Source organism: Streptomyces pluripotens, from assembly GCF_000802245.2.
In the GTDB taxonomy this organism is placed as follows: Bacteria; Actinomycetota; Actinomycetes; order Streptomycetales; family Streptomycetaceae; genus Streptomyces; species Streptomyces pluripotens.
Genome location: NZ_CP021080.1, coordinates 532,249 through 550,868, shown reverse-complemented (window position 1 = coordinate 550,868; position 18,620 = coordinate 532,249). Strand labels below are relative to the sequence as shown.

Sequence of the window (18,620 nt, the reverse complement as noted above, 5' to 3'; positions counted from 1 at the left end):
ATGGCCTACGAGATTCCGGTGACGCAAGCCAGGGCTGAGCTCGCCGACCTGATCAACCGGGTGGTGTATGGCGGTGAGCGTGTCGTCGTGACGCGGCACGGCAAGCCGCTGGTCGCGTTGGTTTCGGCCGCCGAACTGGAGCGGCTCGAAGCGCTGGATCGGCTCGATGAGTCGGCTGGGGGTCAGGTCGTCAGTACGGTGTCCGGGATGAGTGAGGCCGCTTCCCCTGTCCCTGAACGGCAGAGTTTCGGAATCGCGGCGGAACACCGGGGGCCTGGTGTGTCGTGAGCTGGGCGGGTATGGGGGAGTCCAGTATGCGGTCATGGGCGGATCAAAGTCTGGTTAACGTCGTTGAAACTCCGGCGAACTAGCCTGCCGATCCACGCCGCCCGGGGTATTTCTGCCCGGATTGATGACGATCCGGGGATTTGTCTGCGTGTTACATCTATCCCCGTCGTGGTGGCTGCGGCAACCGGACCCCGCACGGTCCGGGGTGAGGACTGTGAGGTGGGACGTGCAACTGACCCCGCATGAACAAGAGAGGCTGCTGATCCATGTGGCGGCCGATGTGGCCGAGAAGCGCCGGGCCCGCGGGCTCAGGCTCAACCACCCCGAAGCGGTCGCCCTCATCACGTCGCACGTCCTTGAGGGCGCGCGTGACGGCCGCACTGTCGCCGAGCTGATGTCCACCGGTCGCAAGCTCCTCACCAGGGACGACGTCATGGAGGGGGTTCCGGAGATGATTCATGACGTCCAGGTGGAGGCCACGTTCCCGGACGGCACCAAGCTCGTCACCGTCCACGAACCGATCATCTGAGAGGGCCGCGATGATTCCCGGAGAGATCCTGTTCGCGGACGACCCCATCATCTGCAACGAGGGCCGTGAGGTCACCCGGTTGGCCGTCCTCAACGCCGCGGACCGGCCGGTCCAGGTCGGCTCCCACTACCACTTCGCCGAGGCCAATCCCGGCCTGCAGTTCGACCGTGCCGCCGCGCGCGGCAAGCGGCTGAACGTCGCCGCCGGCACCGCCGTGCGCTTCGAGCCCGGCATCCCCGCCGATGTCGAACTCGTGCCCCTCGCCGGCTCCCGGACCGTGCCGGGCCTGCGCGGGGAGACCGGAGGTGCGCTCGATGCCTGAGATCTCCCGTGCCGCCTACGCCGACCTCTTCGGCCCGACCACCGGTGACCGCATCCGGCTCGCTGACACCGGCCTGCTGGTCGAGGTCGAGGAGGACCGCTCCGGCGGTCCTGGCCATTCCGGGGACGAAGTGGTCTTCGGTGGCGGCAAGGTCATTCGTGAGTCCATGGGTCAGTCCCGGGCCACCCGGGCGGAGGGAACCCCGGACACCGTGATCACCGGTGCCGTCGTCGTCGACCACTGGGGTGTCGTCAAGGCCGACGTCGGCATCCGTGACGGCCGGATCACCGCCGTCGGCAAAGCCGGTAACCCCGACACCATGGACGGCGTCCACCCTGGCCTGGTCATCGGCCCCGAGACCGAGATCATCGCGGGGAACGGGCGTATTCTCACGGCCGGCGCCATCGACGCACACGTCCACTTCATCTGTCCCCAGATCGCTGATGAGGCACTGGCCTCCGGTATCACCACCCTGATCGGCGGCGGCACCGGCCCTGCCGAAGGGTCCAAGGCGACCACCGTGACGCCCGGCCCCTGGCATCTGGCCCGGATGCTGGAAGCGATGGAGGCCTACCCGGTCAACGTCGGCTTCCTCGGCAAGGGCAATACCGTCTCGCAGGAGGCGATGCTCTCCCAGATCCGGGGCGGCGCAGTCGGGCTGAAGCTGCACGAGGACTGGGGCTCCACACCGGCCGCTATCGACGCCTCGCTCACCGTGGCCGACCGTACGGGCGTCCAGGTCGCCATTCACACGGACACACTGAACGAAGCCGGTTTCGTCGGGGACACCCTCGCCGCGATCGCGGGGCGCGGCATCCACGCGTACCACACCGAGGGCGCGGGCGGGGGACACGCGCCGGACATCATGACCGTGGTGTCCCAGCCGAACGTGCTGCCCAGCTCCACCAACCCGACCCGGCCCTTCACCGTTAACACCGCCGAGGAACACCTCGACATGCTGATGGTGTGCCACCACCTCAACCCGGCGGTCCCAGAGGACCTGGCGTTCGCCGAGTCGCGCATCCGGCCGTCCACCATCGGCGCGGAGGACATCCTCCACGACCTCGGGGCGATCTCGATCATCTCCTCCGACTCCCAGGCCATGGGCCGCGTCGGTGAAGTCGTGCTGCGCACCTGGCAGACCGCGCACGTGATGAAGCGGCGCCGCGGAGCCCTTCCCGGCGACGGCCGAGCCGACAACCTCCGGGTGCGGCGCTACCTCGCCAAGTACACGATCAACCCGGCCCTGGCCCAGGGCCTCGCCGCAGAGATCGGCTCGGTGGAGGCCGGGAAACTGGCCGACCTGGTGCTGTGGGAGCCCGCGTTCTTCGGGGTCAAGCCACTCCTCGTGCTCAAGGGCGGTCAGATCGCGTACGCGCAGATGGGCGACGCCAACGCCTCCATCCCCACCCCGCAGCCGATCCTGCCCCGCCCGATGTACGGGGCGATCGGCCGGGCCCCGACCACCAACTCCGTCAACTTCACGGCCCCGCTCGCGATCGAGGACGGGCTACCAGAGCGGCTGCGGCTCGGCAAGCGGTTCGTGGCGATCGAGTCCACGCGTCACGTCACCAAGGCCGACATGCGCGAGAACGACGCCCGTCCGGACGTCCGGATCGACCCCGACAGCTTCGCCGTGCACATCGACGGAGAGCTGGTCGAGGCCGTCCCGGCGGCCGACCTGCCCATGGCCCAGCGTTACTTCCTCTTCTGATGTCCAGGGCAGCACTGCTCGTTCTGGCCGACGGCCGGTTCCCTGCCGGAGGGCACGCGCACTCCGGCGGGGCGGAGGCCGCGGTCAAGGCGGGCCGGATCAGCTGTGCCGCGGACCTGGAGGAGTTCTGCCGGGGCCGGGCGCACACCGCCGGGCTGGTTGCAGGGGCGCTGGCGGCGGCGGCGGTACTCGGTACCGATCCGGGCGAGCTCGACGCAGCGGCTGACGCCCGTACGCCGTCCCCGGCCCTGCGGGCCGCGGCACGCCGACTCGGGCGACAGTTGTCACGGGCCGCCCGGGCTACTTGGCCGTCGGCCGAACTCGACGCCGTGGCACGACAGTTCCCCCGGGGTGCCCATCAGCCGGTGGTGCTCGGGCTCGCTGCCCGGGCGGCGGGTCTCGGCCCCGAGGACGCGGCGTACTGCGCCGCGTACGAGAGTGTCAGCGGGCCGGCGAGTGCCACGGTCCGTCTGCTGAGCCTGCACCCGTTCGACGCGACCGGAGTGCTGGCCCGGCTGGCACCGGACCTGGACCGCGTCGTGGAGGCGGCGGTGGAGGCGGCACGCAGGGTGCCCGCAGAGGGCACCGACGCGTTGCCGGCTGCGTCCGGCCCTCTCCTGGAGATCGGCGCTCAGTGGCACGCGGCCTGGCCTGTGCGGTTGTTCGCGTCGTAGCACTTCCCACCCCAACACCCGGCGCGGATCGGCGGCGAGCAGCCGCCACCCGCAACAGCCCCTTTCGACACCGGAGCCGTACATGCACCTCGACCACGACCACCCCGGCCCCGGCGCTGCCAGTGCCGACGCTCATCGTCCCGACGGTTCGCGCCGTGCCCTGCGCATCGGACTGGGCGGGCCCGTCGGCTCCGGGAAGACCGCCACTGTCGCCGCGCTCTGCCGGGCCCTGTGCGAGGAGTTGTCCCTCGCGGTCGTCACCAACGACATCTACACCCGTGAGGACGCCGAGTTCCTGCTGCGGGAGGCCGTCCTGCCGCCCGAGCGGATCACCGCCGTCGAGACGGGGGCCTGTCCGCACACCGCGATCCGGGACGACATCTCCGCCAACCTCGAAGCCGTCGAGGACCTGGAGGACGCGGTCGGTCCGCTGGACCTGGTCCTCGTCGAGTCCGGTGGGGACAACCTCACCGCCACCTTCTCCAGGGGGCTGGTGGACTCACAGATCTTCGTGATCGACGTGGCCGGCGGCGACGACATCCCGCGCAAGGGCGGACCCGGCGTCACCACGGCCGACCTGCTCGTTGTCAACAAGACCGACCTCGCCCCGTACGTCGGCTCCGACCTCGCCCGGATGGCTGCCGACGCCAAGGAGCAACGGATCGAACTCCCCGTAGTCTTCCAGTCGTTGCGCAGTGAATCCGGAGTTGCCGAGGTGGCGGCCTGGGTCCGGGGGCAGCTCGCGGCGTGGACGGCGTGACGGCGACCGGAGTCCGGGCACGCGCGCGGATCGTGGCCCGTGCCGACGGCCGCGGCGGTACGGCACTGCACGTGCTGGACGGAGAGGGACCGCTCGCGCTGCGTCGCACCAGGGGTAGCGGCGCCGAGGCGAAGGTCATGGTCGTCGGTGCGATGAGCGGCCCGCTCGGGGGCGACCACTTCTCGCTGGCGGCGCGGGTGGAGTCCGGCGCCCGCCTGCACGTCGGGTCGGCAGCCGCCACCCTCGCCCTGCCGGGTCAGGCCAAGGGGGCCGCCCGCTACGAGGTACGGCTCGACGTGGCCGACGGCGCCGAATTGAGCTGGTTGCCCGAGCAACTGATCTCGGCCGGTGGCAGTGATCTGCACGTCACCACCCGGGCCGAACTGGGCGCCGGTGCCCGGCTGGTGCTGCGCGAGGAACAGGTACTCGGACGCGTCGGAGAGGAACCCGGTCGGCTCACCAGCCGGTTGACCGTGCGGGTCGCCGGCCGGACCGTGCTGGACCAGGAATTGGCCTGCGGGCCCGGTGCACCAGGGGGCTGGGACGGCCCCGCCGTGCTCGCCGGGCACCGAGCCGTCGGGCAACTCGTCATTGTGGAGCCCGACTTCGCCGAGCACCCGGTGGTCGCCCGCATGCTGGGGGAGTGTGCCGCGCTGGTGCCGCTTGCCGGACCGGCCGTTCTGGTCAGCGCCGTGGCTTCCGACGCGCTGAGGCTGCGTCGGCTGCTGGACGAGGCACGGGTACTGCTCGGTTGGTGACCGCTACTCCGCTCGGCAGGACGTGATCATCCGGACATCGGCTTGGTAAAACGGCCGGTGCCCCTCTGTTCTCAGCAGCCGCACAGCCGAGAGGATCCCCGCTGACCACTTGTAACGAGGTACGGGGAGAGTCCTCTTGAAGGAGTACAGTCCGAAGAGCCGCCTGCTGGCGCTCGGTTCGGCCGGCGCACTCGTCACCGCCACCCTGATCGCGGGCACCGTGTCGGCGCCCGCGGCCAACGCTGCCGGCCGGTACCGCCACGACCGGGAGGCCTGGGGCGTCCGGATAGCCGCCGCCCGGGCCGCCCGGGTAGGTATCCACTGGCGGGACTGCCCTGCCGACTGGCGGCTGGAGAAGCCCATCCAGTGCGGCTGGGTCAAGGTGCCGTTGAACTACGCCCACCCCTACGGCAAGCAGATCAAGCTCGCCGTGGACCGCATCGGCAATACCGGCACCAGGAAGGAGCGCCAGGGCGCTCTCGTCTACAACCCCGGCGGCCCCGGCGGCTCCGGCCTGCGGTTCCCCCGCCGGGTCACCGCCAAGAACGCCGTCTGGGCGAAGGTCGCCCAGGCCTACGACTTCGTCGGGTTCGACCCGCGCGGCGTCGGCCACTCGGCCCCCATCTCCTGTGTCGACCCCCAAGAGTTCGTCAAGGCGCCGAAGCCGGATCCGGTTCCGGACCGCGAGGCCGACAAGACGGCACAGCGCAAGCTGGCCCGCGCGTACGCGGAGGGCTGCGCCGAGCGCAGTGGCGCGATGCTGCCGCACATGACCACACCGAACACGGCCCGCGACCTGGACGTCATCCGTGCCGCGCTGGGCGAGCGGAAGCTCAATTACCTCGGCGTCTCCTACGGCACCTACCTCGGTGCCGTCTACGGCACCCTCTTCCCGGGGCACGTGCGCCGCATGGTCGTCGACAGCGTGGTGAACCCCGCCCGCAGCAACATCTGGTACCGGGCCAACCTGAACCAGGACGTCGCGTTCGAGCGCCGCTGGAAGGACTGGGAGGGCTGGGTCGCCTCCCACGACACCGCCTTCCACCTCGGCACCACCCGCGCCGCCGTCCAGGCCGAGTGGCTCCGGTTGCGTGCGACCGCCAAGGAGCACCCCATCGGCGGGGTCGTCGGCCCGGCTGAGTTGATCGCCTTCTTCCAGAGCGCTCCTTACTACGACGGGGCGTGGGCGCCCATCGCGAGGGTCTTCAGCAAGTACGTCGCCGGGGACACCCAGGCGCTGGTCGATGCGGCCGCCCCCGATCCGTCGGACACCGCGGGCAACATCGCCGCGGAGAACAGCAACGCCGTCTACACGGCTGTAGAGTGCACCGACGCCAAGTGGCCGACGAGTTGGAAGAAGTGGGACCGGGACAACACCCGGCTCAACCGGAAGTACCCGTTCATGACGTGGGACAACGCTTGGATGAACCTGCCCTGCGCCACCTGGCCGGCCAAGCAGCAGACCCCGGTCGACGTCCGTACGCACAGGGGCCTGCCGCGGGTGCTGATCGTTCAGTCCACCCGGGACGCAGCCACCCCATACGCAGGCGCGGTCGAACTACACCAGCGCTTTAGGGGTTCCCGCCTGATCACCGAGAAGAACGCGGGTTCTCACGGTGTGACCAGCCTGGTCAACCCCTGCATCAACCAGCGGGTCGACGCCTACCTCCTCGACGGCAGGCTGGACGGCGCGGACGTGACCTGTAGTCCGCACGCCACGCCCAAGCCGTAACCCTGGCACGGCGGTGAGGGGCGGCCGGATTCCCGGCCGTCCCCTTCTCGCTCCTTTCGCCGAGGACGGAGATCAGCCGAGCGGAGCCCGGGGAAACCTGCGCTCCTTCTTCCCGGCCGTCTCCTCCGCCTTGACGACCGCCGCATACCGGTCGACGTACTCCTGCTGCGACAGCGAGAGGATCGCGTACATGATTTCGTCGGTGACGGCCCGCAGCACGGCCCTCTCGTTCTCCATGCCGGCGTAACGGGAGAAGTCGAGCGGTTCACCGAAACGGATGGCGATCGGGCGCAGGTGCGGAACGACCTTGCCGGGCGGCTGCGCCTCGAAGGTGCCGATCATCGCGCAGGGCACGACCGGCACCGCCGCTTTGAGCGCCATGACGGCGACCCCCACCTTGCCCTTGTACAGCCGGCCGTCGTGCGAGCGGGTTCCTTCCGGATAGATGCCCAGGAGCTCGCCCCCGCGCAGCACCCCGAGCCCCTCCCGGATCGCTGCCTGCCCCGCTTCTTTGCCCGAGCGGTCCACCGGGATCTGTCCGGCACTGCGGAAGAAGAAAGCAGTGAGCCGGCCCTTGATGCCCGGGCCGGTGAAGTACTCCGCCTTGGCGAGAAACGTGATGCGCCGTTTGAGGATCGCCGGCATCAGGAAGTGGTCGGAGAAGGACAGGTGGTTTCCGGCGACGATGGCGGGTCCCGAAACCGGCACGTTCTCCAGTCCCTCGATCCGGGGCCGGAACAGCAGTCTGAGCAGGGGGCCCAGCAGCACATACTTGAGCAGATAGTAGAACAATCGTCCCTCACTCCGTCAGGTCGGCCTCGGACTGGTGTTTCCCTGAGCAGGGACGTGGGCCGGGCTTTCGGCGCACGCCCATCCGTCATCATCGGCAACGGTGTCCCACCGGGCCAGTGTCCATCCGTCCCGGCTTTCCGGATGCGCGGCGGTTCCTGCCGCCCGCGCAGAGCCGGGAGCCCACCCCGCATGGTGGCCTGGTCCCGCCTCCTGGCGCCGCCGGCGTGACCCCGCGCGGGAGTGACCCGCTTGGGACGGCGAGCTGGTCTCGGCGGACGGAGCCGGTCATACGGGTGGGGGGCCGGTGCCCACGGCACCGGCCCCCCACCCGTATCGTCTCTCAGGCCAAGACCTTCTCCAATGCCCCCAGTGCGGAACGCAGTTCCTCGGCCGTGATGGTCAGCGGGGGCGCCAGGCGGATCGTGGAGCCGTGCGTGTCCTTGACCAGGACGCCCTCCCGCATGAGGCGTTCGCTGACCTCGCGGCCGGTGCCGATCGCCGGATCGACGTCGACGCCCGCCCACAACCCACGCGAGCGGAACCCGAGCACGCCCCGGCCGACCAGCTCGGTCAGTCCGTCCCGCAGGATCACACCCAGCTCGGTGGCACGGCGCTGGAACTCGCCGGTCTCCAGCAATTCGACCACGGCCGTGCCGACCGCCGCCGCGAGCGGGTTGCCGCCGAACGTCGAACCGTGTTCGCCGGGGTGCAGCACGCCCAGCACCTCACGTCGGGCGACCACCGCCGACACCGGCACGATGCCGCCGCCCAGCGCCTTGCCGAGCAGGAGTACGTCCGGGACGACGTCCTCGTGCTCGACGGCGAGGGTGCGGCCCGTGCGACCGAGGCCGGACTGGATCTCGTCCGCGATGAACAGGCAGCCCTTGCGACGGGTCAGCTCACGCACCCCCGCGAGGTAGCCGGAGTCCGGGATGATCACTCCTGCCTCGCCCTGGATGGGCTCGATCAGCACGGCCGCCGTCGTCTCGTCGACCGCCGCCTCCAGCGCGTCGAGGTCGTTGTAGGGCACGATCCGGAATCCGGGCGTGAAGGGGCCGAAGCCCTCTCGCGCCGTCTCGTCGGTGGAGAAGCTGACGATGGTCGTCGTACGGCCGTGGAAGTTCTCGGCCGCGACCACGATCGTCGCCTGCCCGGCCGGGACGCCCTTCACGTCGTACGCCCACTTGCGGGCCACCTTGATGCCGCTCTCCACCGCCTCGGCGCCGGTGTTCATCGGTAGCACCATGTCCAGGCCGGTGAGTTCCGCGAGTCGCTCGGCGAACTCGGCGAGCCGGTCGTTGTGGAAGGCGCGCGAGGTGAGCGTCAGCAGATCCAGCTGGCGGTGCGCCGCCTCGATGAGCGCGGGATGCCGGTGTCCGAAGTTCAGCGCCGAGTACCCGGCGAGCATGTCGAGGTAGCGGCGGCCCTCGACGTCCTCCACCCAGGTGCCCTCGGCCCGGGCGACCACCACGGGCAGCGGGTGGTAATTGTGCGCGAGCACCGGCCCTTCGGCGCGGATCAGGTCGTCGGACGTGCGCGTGCGCGCGGGTGCGGTCATCAGCGGATCTCCTGGGTGCAGCACTTGATGCCGCCGCCGGCCTTGTGGAACTCGGAGAGGTCGACGGCGACGGGGGTGTAGCCGTGGTCGGCGAGGCGTTCGGCGAGGGCCTCGGCACGGGGTGCGATGAAGACGTGCCGGCCATCGGACACGGAGTTCAGGCCGAACGCCATCGCGTCCTCCCGGGTGGCCAGCACGGCGTTCGGGTACAGGCGCCGCAGCACCTCTCGGCTGCCCGCCGAGAAGGCCTCCGGGTAGTAGCAGACGTTGTCGTCGTCCAGCACGAACAGCGCCGTGTCCAGGTGGTAGAAGTACGGGTCCACCAGGGTCAGGGCGATCACCGGGTGGCCCAGGAACTCCTGTGCCTCCCGGTGTGCTTCACGGGTGGTGCGGAACCCGGTGCCGGCGAGCACGTACCGGCCCGTCCACACCAGGTCGCCCTCGCCCTCGGTCACCGACTCGGGGCGGTAGACGTCGTAGCCCGCCGCTTTGAACCAGGTGTCGTAGTGCACTGACTCGGGGCGTCGCTCGGCTGCGTGGAACAGCGACCCGAACACCCGGCCGCTCACCACGAACGCCGCGTTCGCGGCGAACACCATGTCCGGCAGCCCCGGCACCGGGTCGACGGACTCCACGGTGTGACCATGGTCACGGTAGGCGCGGATCAGGTCTTGCCACTGCTCCTGGGCGAGATCCACGTCGACGGGCTTGTCGGGTTGCATCCAGGGGTTGATCGCGTACTGCACGGCGAAGTGTCTGGGTTCGCAGACGAGAAACCGCCGAGCGCGCGGCACACGGCTTTCGGACACAGAGGGCTTCCTCCGTTTTCCTGTGTGTCACTGGGGGGTGACACAAAGGTAGGGAGGGAGGGGGGTGGACGACAAGCAAAAAAGGCTGCGTGCATGTGCAGCATTGCTGCGTCTTAACCGGCGAATGCGCAGCAATGCTGCACGCATCTGGGGTCATTCCGGTGCTGCCTGGGTGGCACCCGCCTCCGGGCTTTCCGGGAGGAGATGGGACAACACCATCACGCTGATCGTCTTCCGGATGAACGGTTCGACGCGAATCCGTTCCAGCACCTCTTCGAAGTGCTCCACGTCCCGTGCGCGCACGTGCAGCAGCGCGTCGGCGCCGCCGGTCACCGTCATGGCCGCCGTGATCTCCGGATGGTTGCGGACCACCTCCGCCAGCCGCCGGGGCGGAGCGGCACCCTCGCAGTACACCTCCACGTACGCCTCCGTGCGCCAGCCGAGCGCGGCGGGTTCCACCGTCGCCGTGAACCCGGTGATGACGCCGGTCTCCCGGAGTCGGTCCACACGCCGTTTGACCGCCGTGGCGGACAGTCCGACCGTCGCGCCGATCTCGGCGAAGCTGGTCCTGGCGTTCGCCATCAACGCGGTGATGATCTTGCGGTCGAGGTCGTCGAACGAGGGTGCCCTGCTGTTCATGCCGGCACTGTAGTGAGCCCGGCGGGTGAAGAGCGCCTCACGACCGGGTGACGACCATGGCGAGGCTCAGCAGCCCCAGCACCACCCATCCGAACCACAGCCAGCCGTTGCTGCCGAGGGCGACGGTGTAGGCGGTCACGACTATGAGCCCGCCGACCGTCAGCGCCCCCATCGCCTTGGTGGAGCCGTTCGTGGAGCCGTTCGTGGAACCGGGCATCGGGCACCCTCCTCGTGGTCCGTCCCCATCATGGTGCCCCGTATCCCGCCCGGGCGGGATACGTCTGCCTGGAGGTGTTCCGAAAGTCCTGTGTGGTGCCCGCGGCGTCGGCTGCGTGCTCTCGGCGTGCCGGACGAACGTCCTCGTACGGACGGACGTACTTGGGGTTTCGGCCGGTGTGGCGAGCGCGCCTGTGTGCCGGGCGCCGCGGACGCCCGGGGGACTTCCCGAATCACCCCCTAGCCCTTGCTAGCCCTCGCGTGCGCTCAGTGAGGCGAGGTAGGCGTTGTACGCGGCCAGCTCCTTGTCACCGTCCCGGTCGGCGGCCCGGTCCTTGCGCTTGGCCTGGCGCTGCTCGGAGCCGTACCACTGGAACAGCAGCGCGATCAGCACCAGCACGGAAGGCACCTCGCTGAACGCCCAGGCGATGCCGCCGGCCGCGTTCTGGTCGGCCAGTACATCGATGCCGAGCGAGGCGGGCGAGTGTGTGAACGTGTCCACCATCGGCGTCGTCGCCATCATCAGGGCGATCCCGAAGAACGCGTGGAACGGCATGCCCGCGAACAGCTCCAGCATGCGCAGCAGGTGGCCCTGCCGGTGCGGGCCCGGGTCGACCCCGATGATCGGCCAGAAGAACACCATGCCCACTGCGAGGAAGTGCACCATCATCGCGATGTGTCCGGCCATCGACCCCATCAGGAAGTCGAACAGCGGGGTGAAGTAGAGACCGTACAGGCTCGCGATGAACATCGGGATCGTGAACAAGGGGTGTGTGATGACCCGGACGTAGCGGCTGTGCAGCAGCATCAGCAGCAGCTCCCGGGGACCCTTGCGGCCCCGGGGGGCGACCGGCAGCGCGCGCAGCGCCAGGGTGACCGGGGCGCCCAGCAGGATCAGGATGGGCGAGAGCATGCTGATGATCATGTGCTGCACCATGTGCACGCTAAACATGACCATGCCGTAGTCGTTCAGCTTGGTGCACATCGTCAGCAGTACGGTCAGCACGCCCACGACATAGAGCACCGTCCGGTGCAGCGGCCAGGTGTCACCGCGTCTGCGCAGCCGCAGCACGCCCCACCCGTACAGAACCAAGCCGAGGAGGGACGCGACGAGGAAGAACGGTTCCGTGGACCACTGGAGCCCTCGCCCCAGCGTGAACGGCGGCAGATCCATCATCATGCCGTGCCCGCTGTGATCCATCCGGCGGCTCCTGGTTCGTGGGGGTTGGGCGGTTTCTGTCCACAGCTGTCTGTGTCCGCACCAAGACTAGAACCGCCCCCGGTCACAGCCGTGACCGGGGGCGGTTTGTTCTCGGGTCAACCACCGCACGGCTGAACTACAGCACGCACTCCGCCTCGTCGTACCGGGCGTGCGGCACCGTCTTCAGCGTCTCCACGGCGTCCGCGAGTGGCACCATCATGATGTCCGTCCCCTGGAGAGCGGTCATCTTCCCGAACTCACCCCGGTGGACGGCCTCCACCGCATGCCAGCCGAAACGGGTCGCCAGCACTCGGTCGTACGCGGTCGGCGTGCCGCCCCGCTGTACGTGCCCGAGGATCACCGGCCGCGCCTCCTTGCCGAGCCGCTGCTCCAGCTCGATCGACAGCTGCCGTGCGATCCCCGCGAAGCGCTCGTGGCCGTAGATGTCCTTGCCGCCTTCGTCGAACTCCATGGATCCCGGCTGCGGCTTGGCCCCCTCAGCGGCGACCACGATGGCGAATCGCTTGCCCGCCGCGAACCGCTCGCCGACCTTCTTGGTCAATTCGTCCATGTCGAAGGGGCGTTCGGGCACGACTACGGCGTGGGCGCCGGCCGCCATACCGGAGTGCAGCGCGATCCAACCGGTGTGCCGGCCCATGACCTCCACGGTCAGCACCCGCTGGTGGGACTCGGCTGTCGTCTTCAGCCGGTCGAGGGCCTCGGTCGCCACGGTCACCGCGGTGTCGAAGCCGAAGGTGACGTCCGTGACGGCGATGTCGTTGTCGATGGTCTTGGGCACGCCCACGATCGGCAGTCCGTTGTCGGACAACAGCCGGGCTGCCTTCAGCGTGCCCTCGCCGCCGATCGGGATGATCGCGTCCAGGCCGAGTTCCGCGACATGGCCTCTGGCCCGTTCGACCCCGTCCCGCAGGTGCTCCGGGCGGACCCGGGAGGAGCCGAGGATGGTGCCACCGCGTGCCAGGATGCCCCCCACGGCGTCGAGGTCGAGCTTGAGGTAGTCGCACTCCAGGAGGCCCTTCCAACCGTCCCGGAAGCCGATGACCTCGTCGCCGTGGTCGGCGACGGCGCGGTGCACGACGGACCGGATGACGGCGTTCAGGCCGGGGCAGTCGCCGCCGGACGTGAGGACACCAATGCGCATAGCCCGATATACCTTCTCAACGTGGGCCGGGAAACCGGACCACGTTGTCCGGCGGATTCCCGGCCACCCTACCGGCGTGAGGGGGGGACGCCGTAGCAGGCGTCCGCCTGCTGGACGCGCCCGCACATGTGAGCGGAAGCGCCGTCAGGCGGGCCCGCCAGGAGACTGCCGGAGCCTACTGGCGGGGTGCCGGGAAACCGCTTAAGCAGGCTGCTGAGCAGCGGCGATGCGCTCGTTGCGAAGCGCTTCGTACCAGCGGTCGTCGGTCGGCGGCAGCGCGTTGACGTCGAGCGCCAGTTTCAGCAGCAGATCGGCGATCAGCGGGTTGCGGGCGAGGACCGGTCCGTGCATGTAGGTGCCGAAGACGGTCCCGTTGTACGCGCCCTCCGTGCCGTCCCCGGTACCGTTGCCCTTGCCGATCTGCACCCGGGCGAGCGGGCGCGCGGTGGGCCCGAGGTGGGTGACGCCCTGGTGGTTCTCGAAGCCGGTCAGCGGGGGCAGGCCCAGCTGTGGGTCGATGTCGGCGAGGACGTCGCCGACGCACCGCTCCCCCTCGCCGCGCACCGACACCACGTCCAGCAGGCCGAGGCCGGGCTCGCGCTGGCCGAGGTCGTTGATGAACTCGTGGCCGAGGATCTGGTAGCCGGCGCAGACGGAGAAGACGATCGCGCCGTTCTCCACCGCCCGGTGCAGATGACCGTCGCGGCGCAGCCGCTCGGCCGCGAGTCGCTGCGGCCGGTCCTCACCGCCGCCGATGAGGTAGATGTCGCCCGAGGTCGGGATCGGCTGGTCGCTGCGCACGTCGAGCCGGGCCACGTCCAGTCCCCGCTGCCGGGCCCGGCGCTCCACGACGAGCGCGTTGCCCTGGTCGCCGTAGGTGCTCAGCAGGTCCGGGTAGATCCACACCAGCCGCAGTTGGTTGTCGCTCATGAGGTGATCGCCCTTCCTGATCAGTTACCGACGAGGCGGCGCAGGTCCTGGAACGCGGTGTAGTTCGCGATGACCTCGATACGGCCCGGCGGGCACATCTGCACCGCCTGGTTGAGATCGTCGCAGACCTGGAACTGCTGGTTCGCGACCTCCAGACGGACCGCGAGGTCCAGCTTCCGGTCGCCGATGACGAAGATCGGGTGGCCGGTCAGTCGCGTGTAGTCCACGTCCCACAGCCAGGAGGTGTCGGTGCCGTCGGCGCCGCGGGCGTTGACGGACAGGATCACCGGGGCGGGCGGCGGGTCGATCAGGGAGAACGTTTCCAGCCAGCCGGCCGGGTTCTTGGCCAGCAGTAGTCGCAGGTCTCGTTCCTGGAACTGGACGACGTCGTACCGTCCGGCCACGGCCTGCACCTGGTACATGCGTTCCAGCGCGACCTGCGGCGGCACCCCGAAGACGGCGGCGACGGCCGCGGAGCTGGCCGCGTTCGCCTTGTTGGCGCGGCCCGGTAGCTGCAGTTGGATCGGCCAGGCGGAACCGTGCGGATCCAGGACGTGGTCCCCGGAGAGCGCCCAGGTGGCCGTCGGCCGGCGGAACCCGCACTCGCCGCAGAACCAGTCCTCGCCTGGACGCTGCATGACGCCACCGCAGGAGGGGCAGGACCAGGCGTCGTCCTTCCACATCTGCCCGGCCGCGACCCAGATCACGTTCGGGGAGGAGGAAGCGGCCCACACCACCAGCGGGTCGTCGCAGTTGGCGACGATGACCGCCTTGGAACCGGCCAGGCCCTCACGCCAGTTCTCCGCGAGCATCCGGGTCTCTGCGGCGCGGTCCAGCTGATCGCGGGAGAGGTTCAGCAGGGCGATGCACTTGGGGTCGGTGTCCCGGGCCACCCCCGCGAGGTACTTCTCGTCGACCTCGATGACACCGAACTTGGCGTCCGAGCCGCCCGCGAGCGCCGAGGTGATGCCGGCCGGCATGTTGGCGCCGAGCGCGTTCGACACGACCTGGCCCGCGGCTCGCAGTGCCTCCGCGATGAGCCGGGTGGTCGTGGTCTTGCCGTTGGTCGCGGACACCAGGATCACGTCCAGGTGCTGGGCCAGCCGTCCCAGTAGGTCGGGGTCGAGTTTCAGCGCGACCCGGCCACCGATCACCGACCCGCTGCCGCGTCCAGCGGCGCGGGATGCCGCAGCGACCGCCTTGCCCGCGGTCACGGCCAGCTTGGCCCGCGGCGTGAGCGGGTCCGAGTTGCCTGCCATCAGTTCTCGATCCTCCTTGCGTACGCGCCGCGCCTGGGGCCATCCGGCAACGTGGTGGGAACCCCAGCCTATCGAGATCCATTCGCACACCCGAATCCCGGCCCACAGCTGTGCGGCGGGCGTGAGCTGAACGAACCGTACCCTTGCCGCCATGAGACACGGCACGATCCCCGGCGCCCGCGGGCGAGTCCGGCCTCTTTCCCTGCTTGGTGACCCGGCGCTGGGCGAGCAATGCCGGGAGGTGTCCGACTTCGGACCCGAGCTGGTGACCCTGGTGGAGGATCTGTTCGCCACCATGTACGCGGCGCAGGGCGTCGGCCTGGCCGCGAATCAGATCGGTGTCCCTTTGCGGGTGTTCGTGTACGACTGCCCGGACGACGAGGACGTGCGTCATCTGGGCCACGTGGTCAACCCGCGTCTGGTCGAGGCGGACGGCGTGGTGATCCGGGGTCCGGAGGGCTGTCTGTCCCTGCCGGGGCTGGAGGCGGGCACGCGGCGGTACGACCATGCGGTGGTCGAGGGTTTCACGGTGGCCGGGGAGCCGGTCACCGTGCACGGCACCGGATTCTTCGCCAGGTGCCTGCAGCACGAGTGCGATCACCTGGCGGGCCGCGTCTACGCGGATCACCTCACGGGATGGCGCAAGCGCAGACTGGACAGGAGCATCAGGCGGGCGTCATGGCACCGTTGACCGGTCGGTGGGGCAGGGGCGGTCAGAAGCCCGGGCCTCCCGCCCGGTCTCCCGCGGCCGCAAGGCGCCCCCACAACAGGTCGGCGAGTGAGCCCACCAACTCGGCGCGAGTGCAGGGGCGTTCTCCGAGCCACCAGTCCCCGGCCGCGTGCATCATCCCGACGATCCCATGTCCCCACACCCGGGCCAACTGCTGACTTCCCGGGCCGAGATCCACCCGTTCCTCGATGACCTGGGCCAGTTCCTCGCCCATCCTCCGCAGCAGGGGAGCGCTGTGCTTGCCGACGTCGAAGCCGTGGTCACCGCCGGTGCTTCCCTCCGCCGGATGCATGAGGAAGCGGTACACCTGAGGACGCGCTTCGATCGCCGCGAGGTAGGTGTCGAGGGTGGACTCCACGCGTTCGCGCCGGCCGGCCGGCGCGTCCAGGGCTGCCCGCAGCGACGCCAGCAATGCGTCCGTGTGCCGTTTGGCGAGGGCCGCATACAGCCCTCCCTTGTCGCCGAAGTGCCGGTAGAGAATCGGCTTGGTGATTCCCGCCTCGGCCGCGATCGCGTTCATCGACGCCTGCGGCCCGTCGCGCAGCACCACCCGGTCGGCGGCTTCCAGCAACTCGCGCCGTCGGCGGTCGGCGGTCCGCTGCTGGTCGGTCCGCTGTGTGGTGTCCATGTGCTCTCCCCACCCATGCTGATTCGGTGACGCCTGCGCAAACTAACACTGACCGCGCCCCTGACATCGAACGGGATGCCGAGGTGTCATCGACGGTTGACTTTTCTTACCGGTCGGTAACAGACTCTTGTTACCGCTAGTAACATCGTATTGCCGCCGCTGGAGGGGACATGGCCGAGTTCACCATGGAGCTGAACGACGAACAGAAGGAAGTCCGGGACTGGCTCCACGGCTTCGCCGCCGACGTGATCCGCCCCGCGGCAGCCGAGTGGGACGAGCGCGAGGAGACTCCCTGGCCGGTCATCCAGGAGGCCGCGAAGATCGGCATCTACTCCCTCGACTTCTACGCACAGCAGTACTTCGACCCCACCGGTCTGGGAATCCCGATGGCCATGGAAGAACTGTTCTGGGGCGACGCGGGCATCGCCCTCTCCCTCGTGGGCACCGGTCTCGCCGCGGTGGGCGTCCTCGCCAACGGGACCGAGGAACAGATCGGCACCTGGGTCCCGCAGATGTACGGCGACCCGAACGACGTCAAGGTCGCCGCCTTCTGCTCCAGCGAGCCCGACGCCGGCTCCGACGTCGCCTCCATGCGCACCCGGGCCGTGTACGACGAGGCCAGGGACGAATGGGTGATCAACGGTACCAAGACCTGGGCGACCAACGGCGGCATCGCGAGCGTCCACGTCGTCGTCGCCGTCGTCGACCCGGAACTGGGATCCAAGGGCCACGCGTCCTTCATCGTCCCGCCGGGCACCCCGGGTCTGGCCCAGGGGCAGAAGTTCAAGAAGCACGGCATCCGTGCCTCGCACACCGCCGAGGTCATCCTCGACCACGTCCGCGTCCCCGGCTCCTGCCTGCTCGGCGGCAAGGAGAAGCTGGACGAGCGGCTCGCCCGGGCCAGGGAGAAGGTCAAGGCTGGGGGTGAGAGGGTGAGGAACGCGGCGATGGCGACATTCGAGGCCTCGCGGCCCGCCGTGGGCGCCATGGCGGTCGGCACCGCGCGGGCCGCGTATGAGGTCGCCCTCGACTACGCCGGGACCCGCGAGCAGTTCGGGCGGCCGATCATCGACAACCAGGGAGTCGCCTTCCAACTGGCGGACATGCGGACACAGATCGACGCGGCCCGCCTGCTCGTGTGGCGGGCCTCCTGGATGGCGGTGAACGGCAAGCCGTTCACCGCGGCCGAGGGTTCGATGTCCAAGCTCTTCGCCAGTGAGACCGCGAAGAAGGTGACCGCGGGGGCCATCCAGATCCTCGGCGGCAACGGCTACACGCGTGAGTACCCGGTCGAGCGGATGCACCGGGATGCGGCGATCTACACGATCTTCGAGGGAACGAGCGAGATCCAGCGGCTCGTCATCGCGCGCACCCTGTCGGGTATGCCCATCCGCTGACACGTCCCGGCAGCACGACGCCTACAGGCCACTTCCGCGGATCCGCCCCTCCCGAGCCTGGGGCGGATCCGTTCTTCCCGTCCCCTCAGGTCTGCCCGGCCCGCGGATTCGGGGACGGCCCCAAGCCCCTGCACGTCCGGGAGCGGACGTGCGGCGAGTGCGGCACCGTGCACGACCTTGACCACAACGCAAGCCACAACGTCCCGGTCGAAGCCGGGCCTTGAGGCCGAAGGACACGTCAAAGCCACGTCAGAGCCGGATCCGTATCGGCAAGATGGACCACGACGTCACACAGGCCCCGAACGATCACCGCAGGCCGACCGCGACCGAGGACGGCGCCCTCGGTGCCGCAGCCGGTGGTCCCGGCTCCCCTGCGGGTACTGCGTCCTGGGGCGCGTGCGGCGGCCTGAGCGGCGCGCACGGCGCGAACAGCGCGCACGGCGATGGCGTGCTGTGTTTCCGATCCACTCGTTGGAGGGACAGAGCGGTAAGACCGCCCCTGCCGCGCCACCAGCCGACTAC

At 69.6% G+C, this 18,620-nt stretch carries 21 protein-coding genes; 11 read left to right on the top strand and 10 right to left on the bottom strand.

Translation table 11 applies throughout. From position 1 onward, the window contains the following. The 8 genes from LK06_RS02320 to LK06_RS02285 all read left to right on the top strand — a co-directional run bounded on the left by LK06_RS02320 (position 1) and on the right by LK06_RS02285 (position 6,777). A complete protein-coding gene (locus LK06_RS02320) occupies positions 1–288 on the top strand; it encodes a type II toxin-antitoxin system Phd/YefM family antitoxin (RefSeq protein WP_039653799.1) in 288 nt (95 codons plus the stop codon). Between the two features lie 226 nt (positions 289–514). Then, on the top strand, positions 515–817 hold the full coding sequence (locus tag LK06_RS02315) for an urease subunit gamma (RefSeq protein ID WP_039653801.1): 303 nt from the start codon (positions 515–517) through the stop codon (positions 815–817). A 10-nt stretch (positions 818–827) separates the two neighbouring features. Then, a complete protein-coding gene (locus LK06_RS02310; protein ID WP_043433484.1) occupies positions 828–1,139 on the top strand; it encodes an urease subunit beta in 312 nt (103 codons plus the stop codon). Further along, complete coding sequence (locus LK06_RS02305; RefSeq protein WP_039653805.1) at positions 1,132–2,853, top strand: urease subunit alpha; 1,722 nt, start codon at positions 1,132–1,134, stop codon at positions 2,851–2,853. Before LK06_RS02310 ends, LK06_RS02305 begins: the two co-directional genes overlap by 8 nt. Beyond that, positions 2,853–3,527: an urease accessory protein UreF gene (locus LK06_RS02300; RefSeq protein ID WP_039653807.1), complete on the top strand. Its 675-nt coding sequence runs from the start codon at positions 2,853–2,855 to the stop codon at positions 3,525–3,527. The genes LK06_RS02305 and LK06_RS02300 overlap by 1 nt, the downstream gene beginning before the upstream one ends. Before the next feature lie 82 nt (positions 3,528–3,609). After that, positions 3,610–4,287 carry an urease accessory protein UreG gene (gene ureG, locus LK06_RS02295; protein WP_039653809.1) on the top strand — a complete coding sequence of 226 codons (678 nt, stop codon included), beginning with the start codon at positions 3,610–3,612 and terminating at the stop codon, positions 4,285–4,287. Further along, complete coding sequence (locus LK06_RS02290; protein ID WP_174673796.1) at positions 4,275–5,045, top strand: urease accessory protein UreD; 771 nt, start codon at positions 4,275–4,277, stop codon at positions 5,043–5,045. Before ureG ends, LK06_RS02290 begins: the two co-directional genes overlap by 13 nt. Before the next feature lie 136 nt (positions 5,046–5,181). Next, positions 5,182–6,777, top strand: a complete 1,596-nt coding sequence (locus LK06_RS02285; RefSeq protein WP_052318914.1) for an alpha/beta hydrolase — start codon at positions 5,182–5,184, stop codon at positions 6,775–6,777. Between the two features lie 72 nt (positions 6,778–6,849). Here LK06_RS02285 and LK06_RS02280 read toward each other — a convergent pair whose 3' ends face one another. The 9 genes from LK06_RS02280 to LK06_RS02240 form a co-directional block, all read right to left on the bottom strand. After that, entirely contained in the window at positions 6,850–7,569 is a 720-nt protein-coding gene (locus LK06_RS02280; protein ID WP_039653811.1) for a lysophospholipid acyltransferase family protein, read from the bottom strand. A gap of 340 nt (positions 7,570–7,909) precedes the next feature. After that, a complete protein-coding gene (rocD, locus tag LK06_RS02275) occupies positions 7,910–9,127 on the bottom strand; it encodes an ornithine--oxo-acid transaminase (protein WP_039653812.1) in 1,218 nt (405 codons plus the stop codon). Next, positions 9,127–9,936, bottom strand: coding sequence for a dimethylargininase (gene ddaH / locus LK06_RS02270; protein ID WP_039653814.1), 810 nt, complete (start codon positions 9,934–9,936; stop codon positions 9,127–9,129). The genes rocD and ddaH overlap by 1 nt, the downstream gene beginning before the upstream one ends. 153 nt (positions 9,937–10,089) lie before the next feature. Then, the gene (locus tag LK06_RS02265) at positions 10,090–10,575 is read right to left on the bottom strand and encodes an Lrp/AsnC family transcriptional regulator (protein WP_039653816.1); all 486 of its coding nucleotides are present in this window, start codon (positions 10,573–10,575) and stop codon (positions 10,090–10,092) included. Between the two features lie 37 nt (positions 10,576–10,612). Next, positions 10,613–10,792, bottom strand: coding sequence for a hypothetical protein (locus LK06_RS02260; protein ID WP_039653817.1), 180 nt, complete (start codon positions 10,790–10,792; stop codon positions 10,613–10,615). Between the two features lie 249 nt (positions 10,793–11,041). Continuing rightward, a complete protein-coding gene (locus LK06_RS02255; protein ID WP_039653819.1) occupies positions 11,042–11,992 on the bottom strand; it encodes a cytochrome c oxidase assembly protein in 951 nt (316 codons plus the stop codon). Between the two features lie 136 nt (positions 11,993–12,128). After that, entirely contained in the window at positions 12,129–13,154 is a 1,026-nt protein-coding gene (locus LK06_RS02250) for a 6-phosphofructokinase (RefSeq protein WP_039653820.1), read from the bottom strand. Positions 13,155–13,355: 201 nt separating this feature from the next. Then, complete coding sequence (locus tag LK06_RS02245; protein WP_039653821.1) at positions 13,356–14,084, bottom strand: type 1 glutamine amidotransferase; 729 nt, start codon at positions 14,082–14,084, stop codon at positions 13,356–13,358. Between the two features lie 20 nt (positions 14,085–14,104). Next, positions 14,105–15,343, bottom strand: a complete 1,239-nt coding sequence (locus LK06_RS02240; protein WP_039653823.1) for a MurT ligase domain-containing protein — start codon at positions 15,341–15,343, stop codon at positions 14,105–14,107. 151 nt (positions 15,344–15,494) lie between these two features. Here LK06_RS02240 and def point away from each other — a divergent pair, with 151 nt between their 5' ends. Then, positions 15,495–16,034 carry a peptide deformylase gene (def, locus tag LK06_RS02235; protein WP_039653825.1) on the top strand — a complete coding sequence of 180 codons (540 nt, stop codon included), beginning with the start codon at positions 15,495–15,497 and terminating at the stop codon, positions 16,032–16,034. Between the two features lie 22 nt (positions 16,035–16,056). Here def and LK06_RS02230 read toward each other — a convergent pair whose 3' ends face one another. Continuing rightward, positions 16,057–16,701, bottom strand: coding sequence for a TetR/AcrR family transcriptional regulator (locus tag LK06_RS02230; RefSeq protein WP_039653826.1), 645 nt, complete (start codon positions 16,699–16,701; stop codon positions 16,057–16,059). 170 nt (positions 16,702–16,871) lie between these two features. Between LK06_RS02230 and LK06_RS02225 the strand changes: the two genes are divergently transcribed. Further along, positions 16,872–18,098 (top strand): acyl-CoA dehydrogenase family protein, encoded by a 1,227-nt coding sequence (locus tag LK06_RS02225; protein ID WP_043433172.1) that lies wholly within the window; start codon positions 16,872–16,874, stop codon positions 18,096–18,098. Continuing rightward, entirely contained in the window at positions 18,095–18,322 is a 228-nt protein-coding gene (locus LK06_RS35160) for a zinc ribbon domain-containing protein (protein WP_420710831.1), read from the top strand. The genes LK06_RS02225 and LK06_RS35160 overlap by 4 nt, the downstream gene beginning before the upstream one ends. Positions 18,323–18,620: the final 298 nt, after the last annotated feature.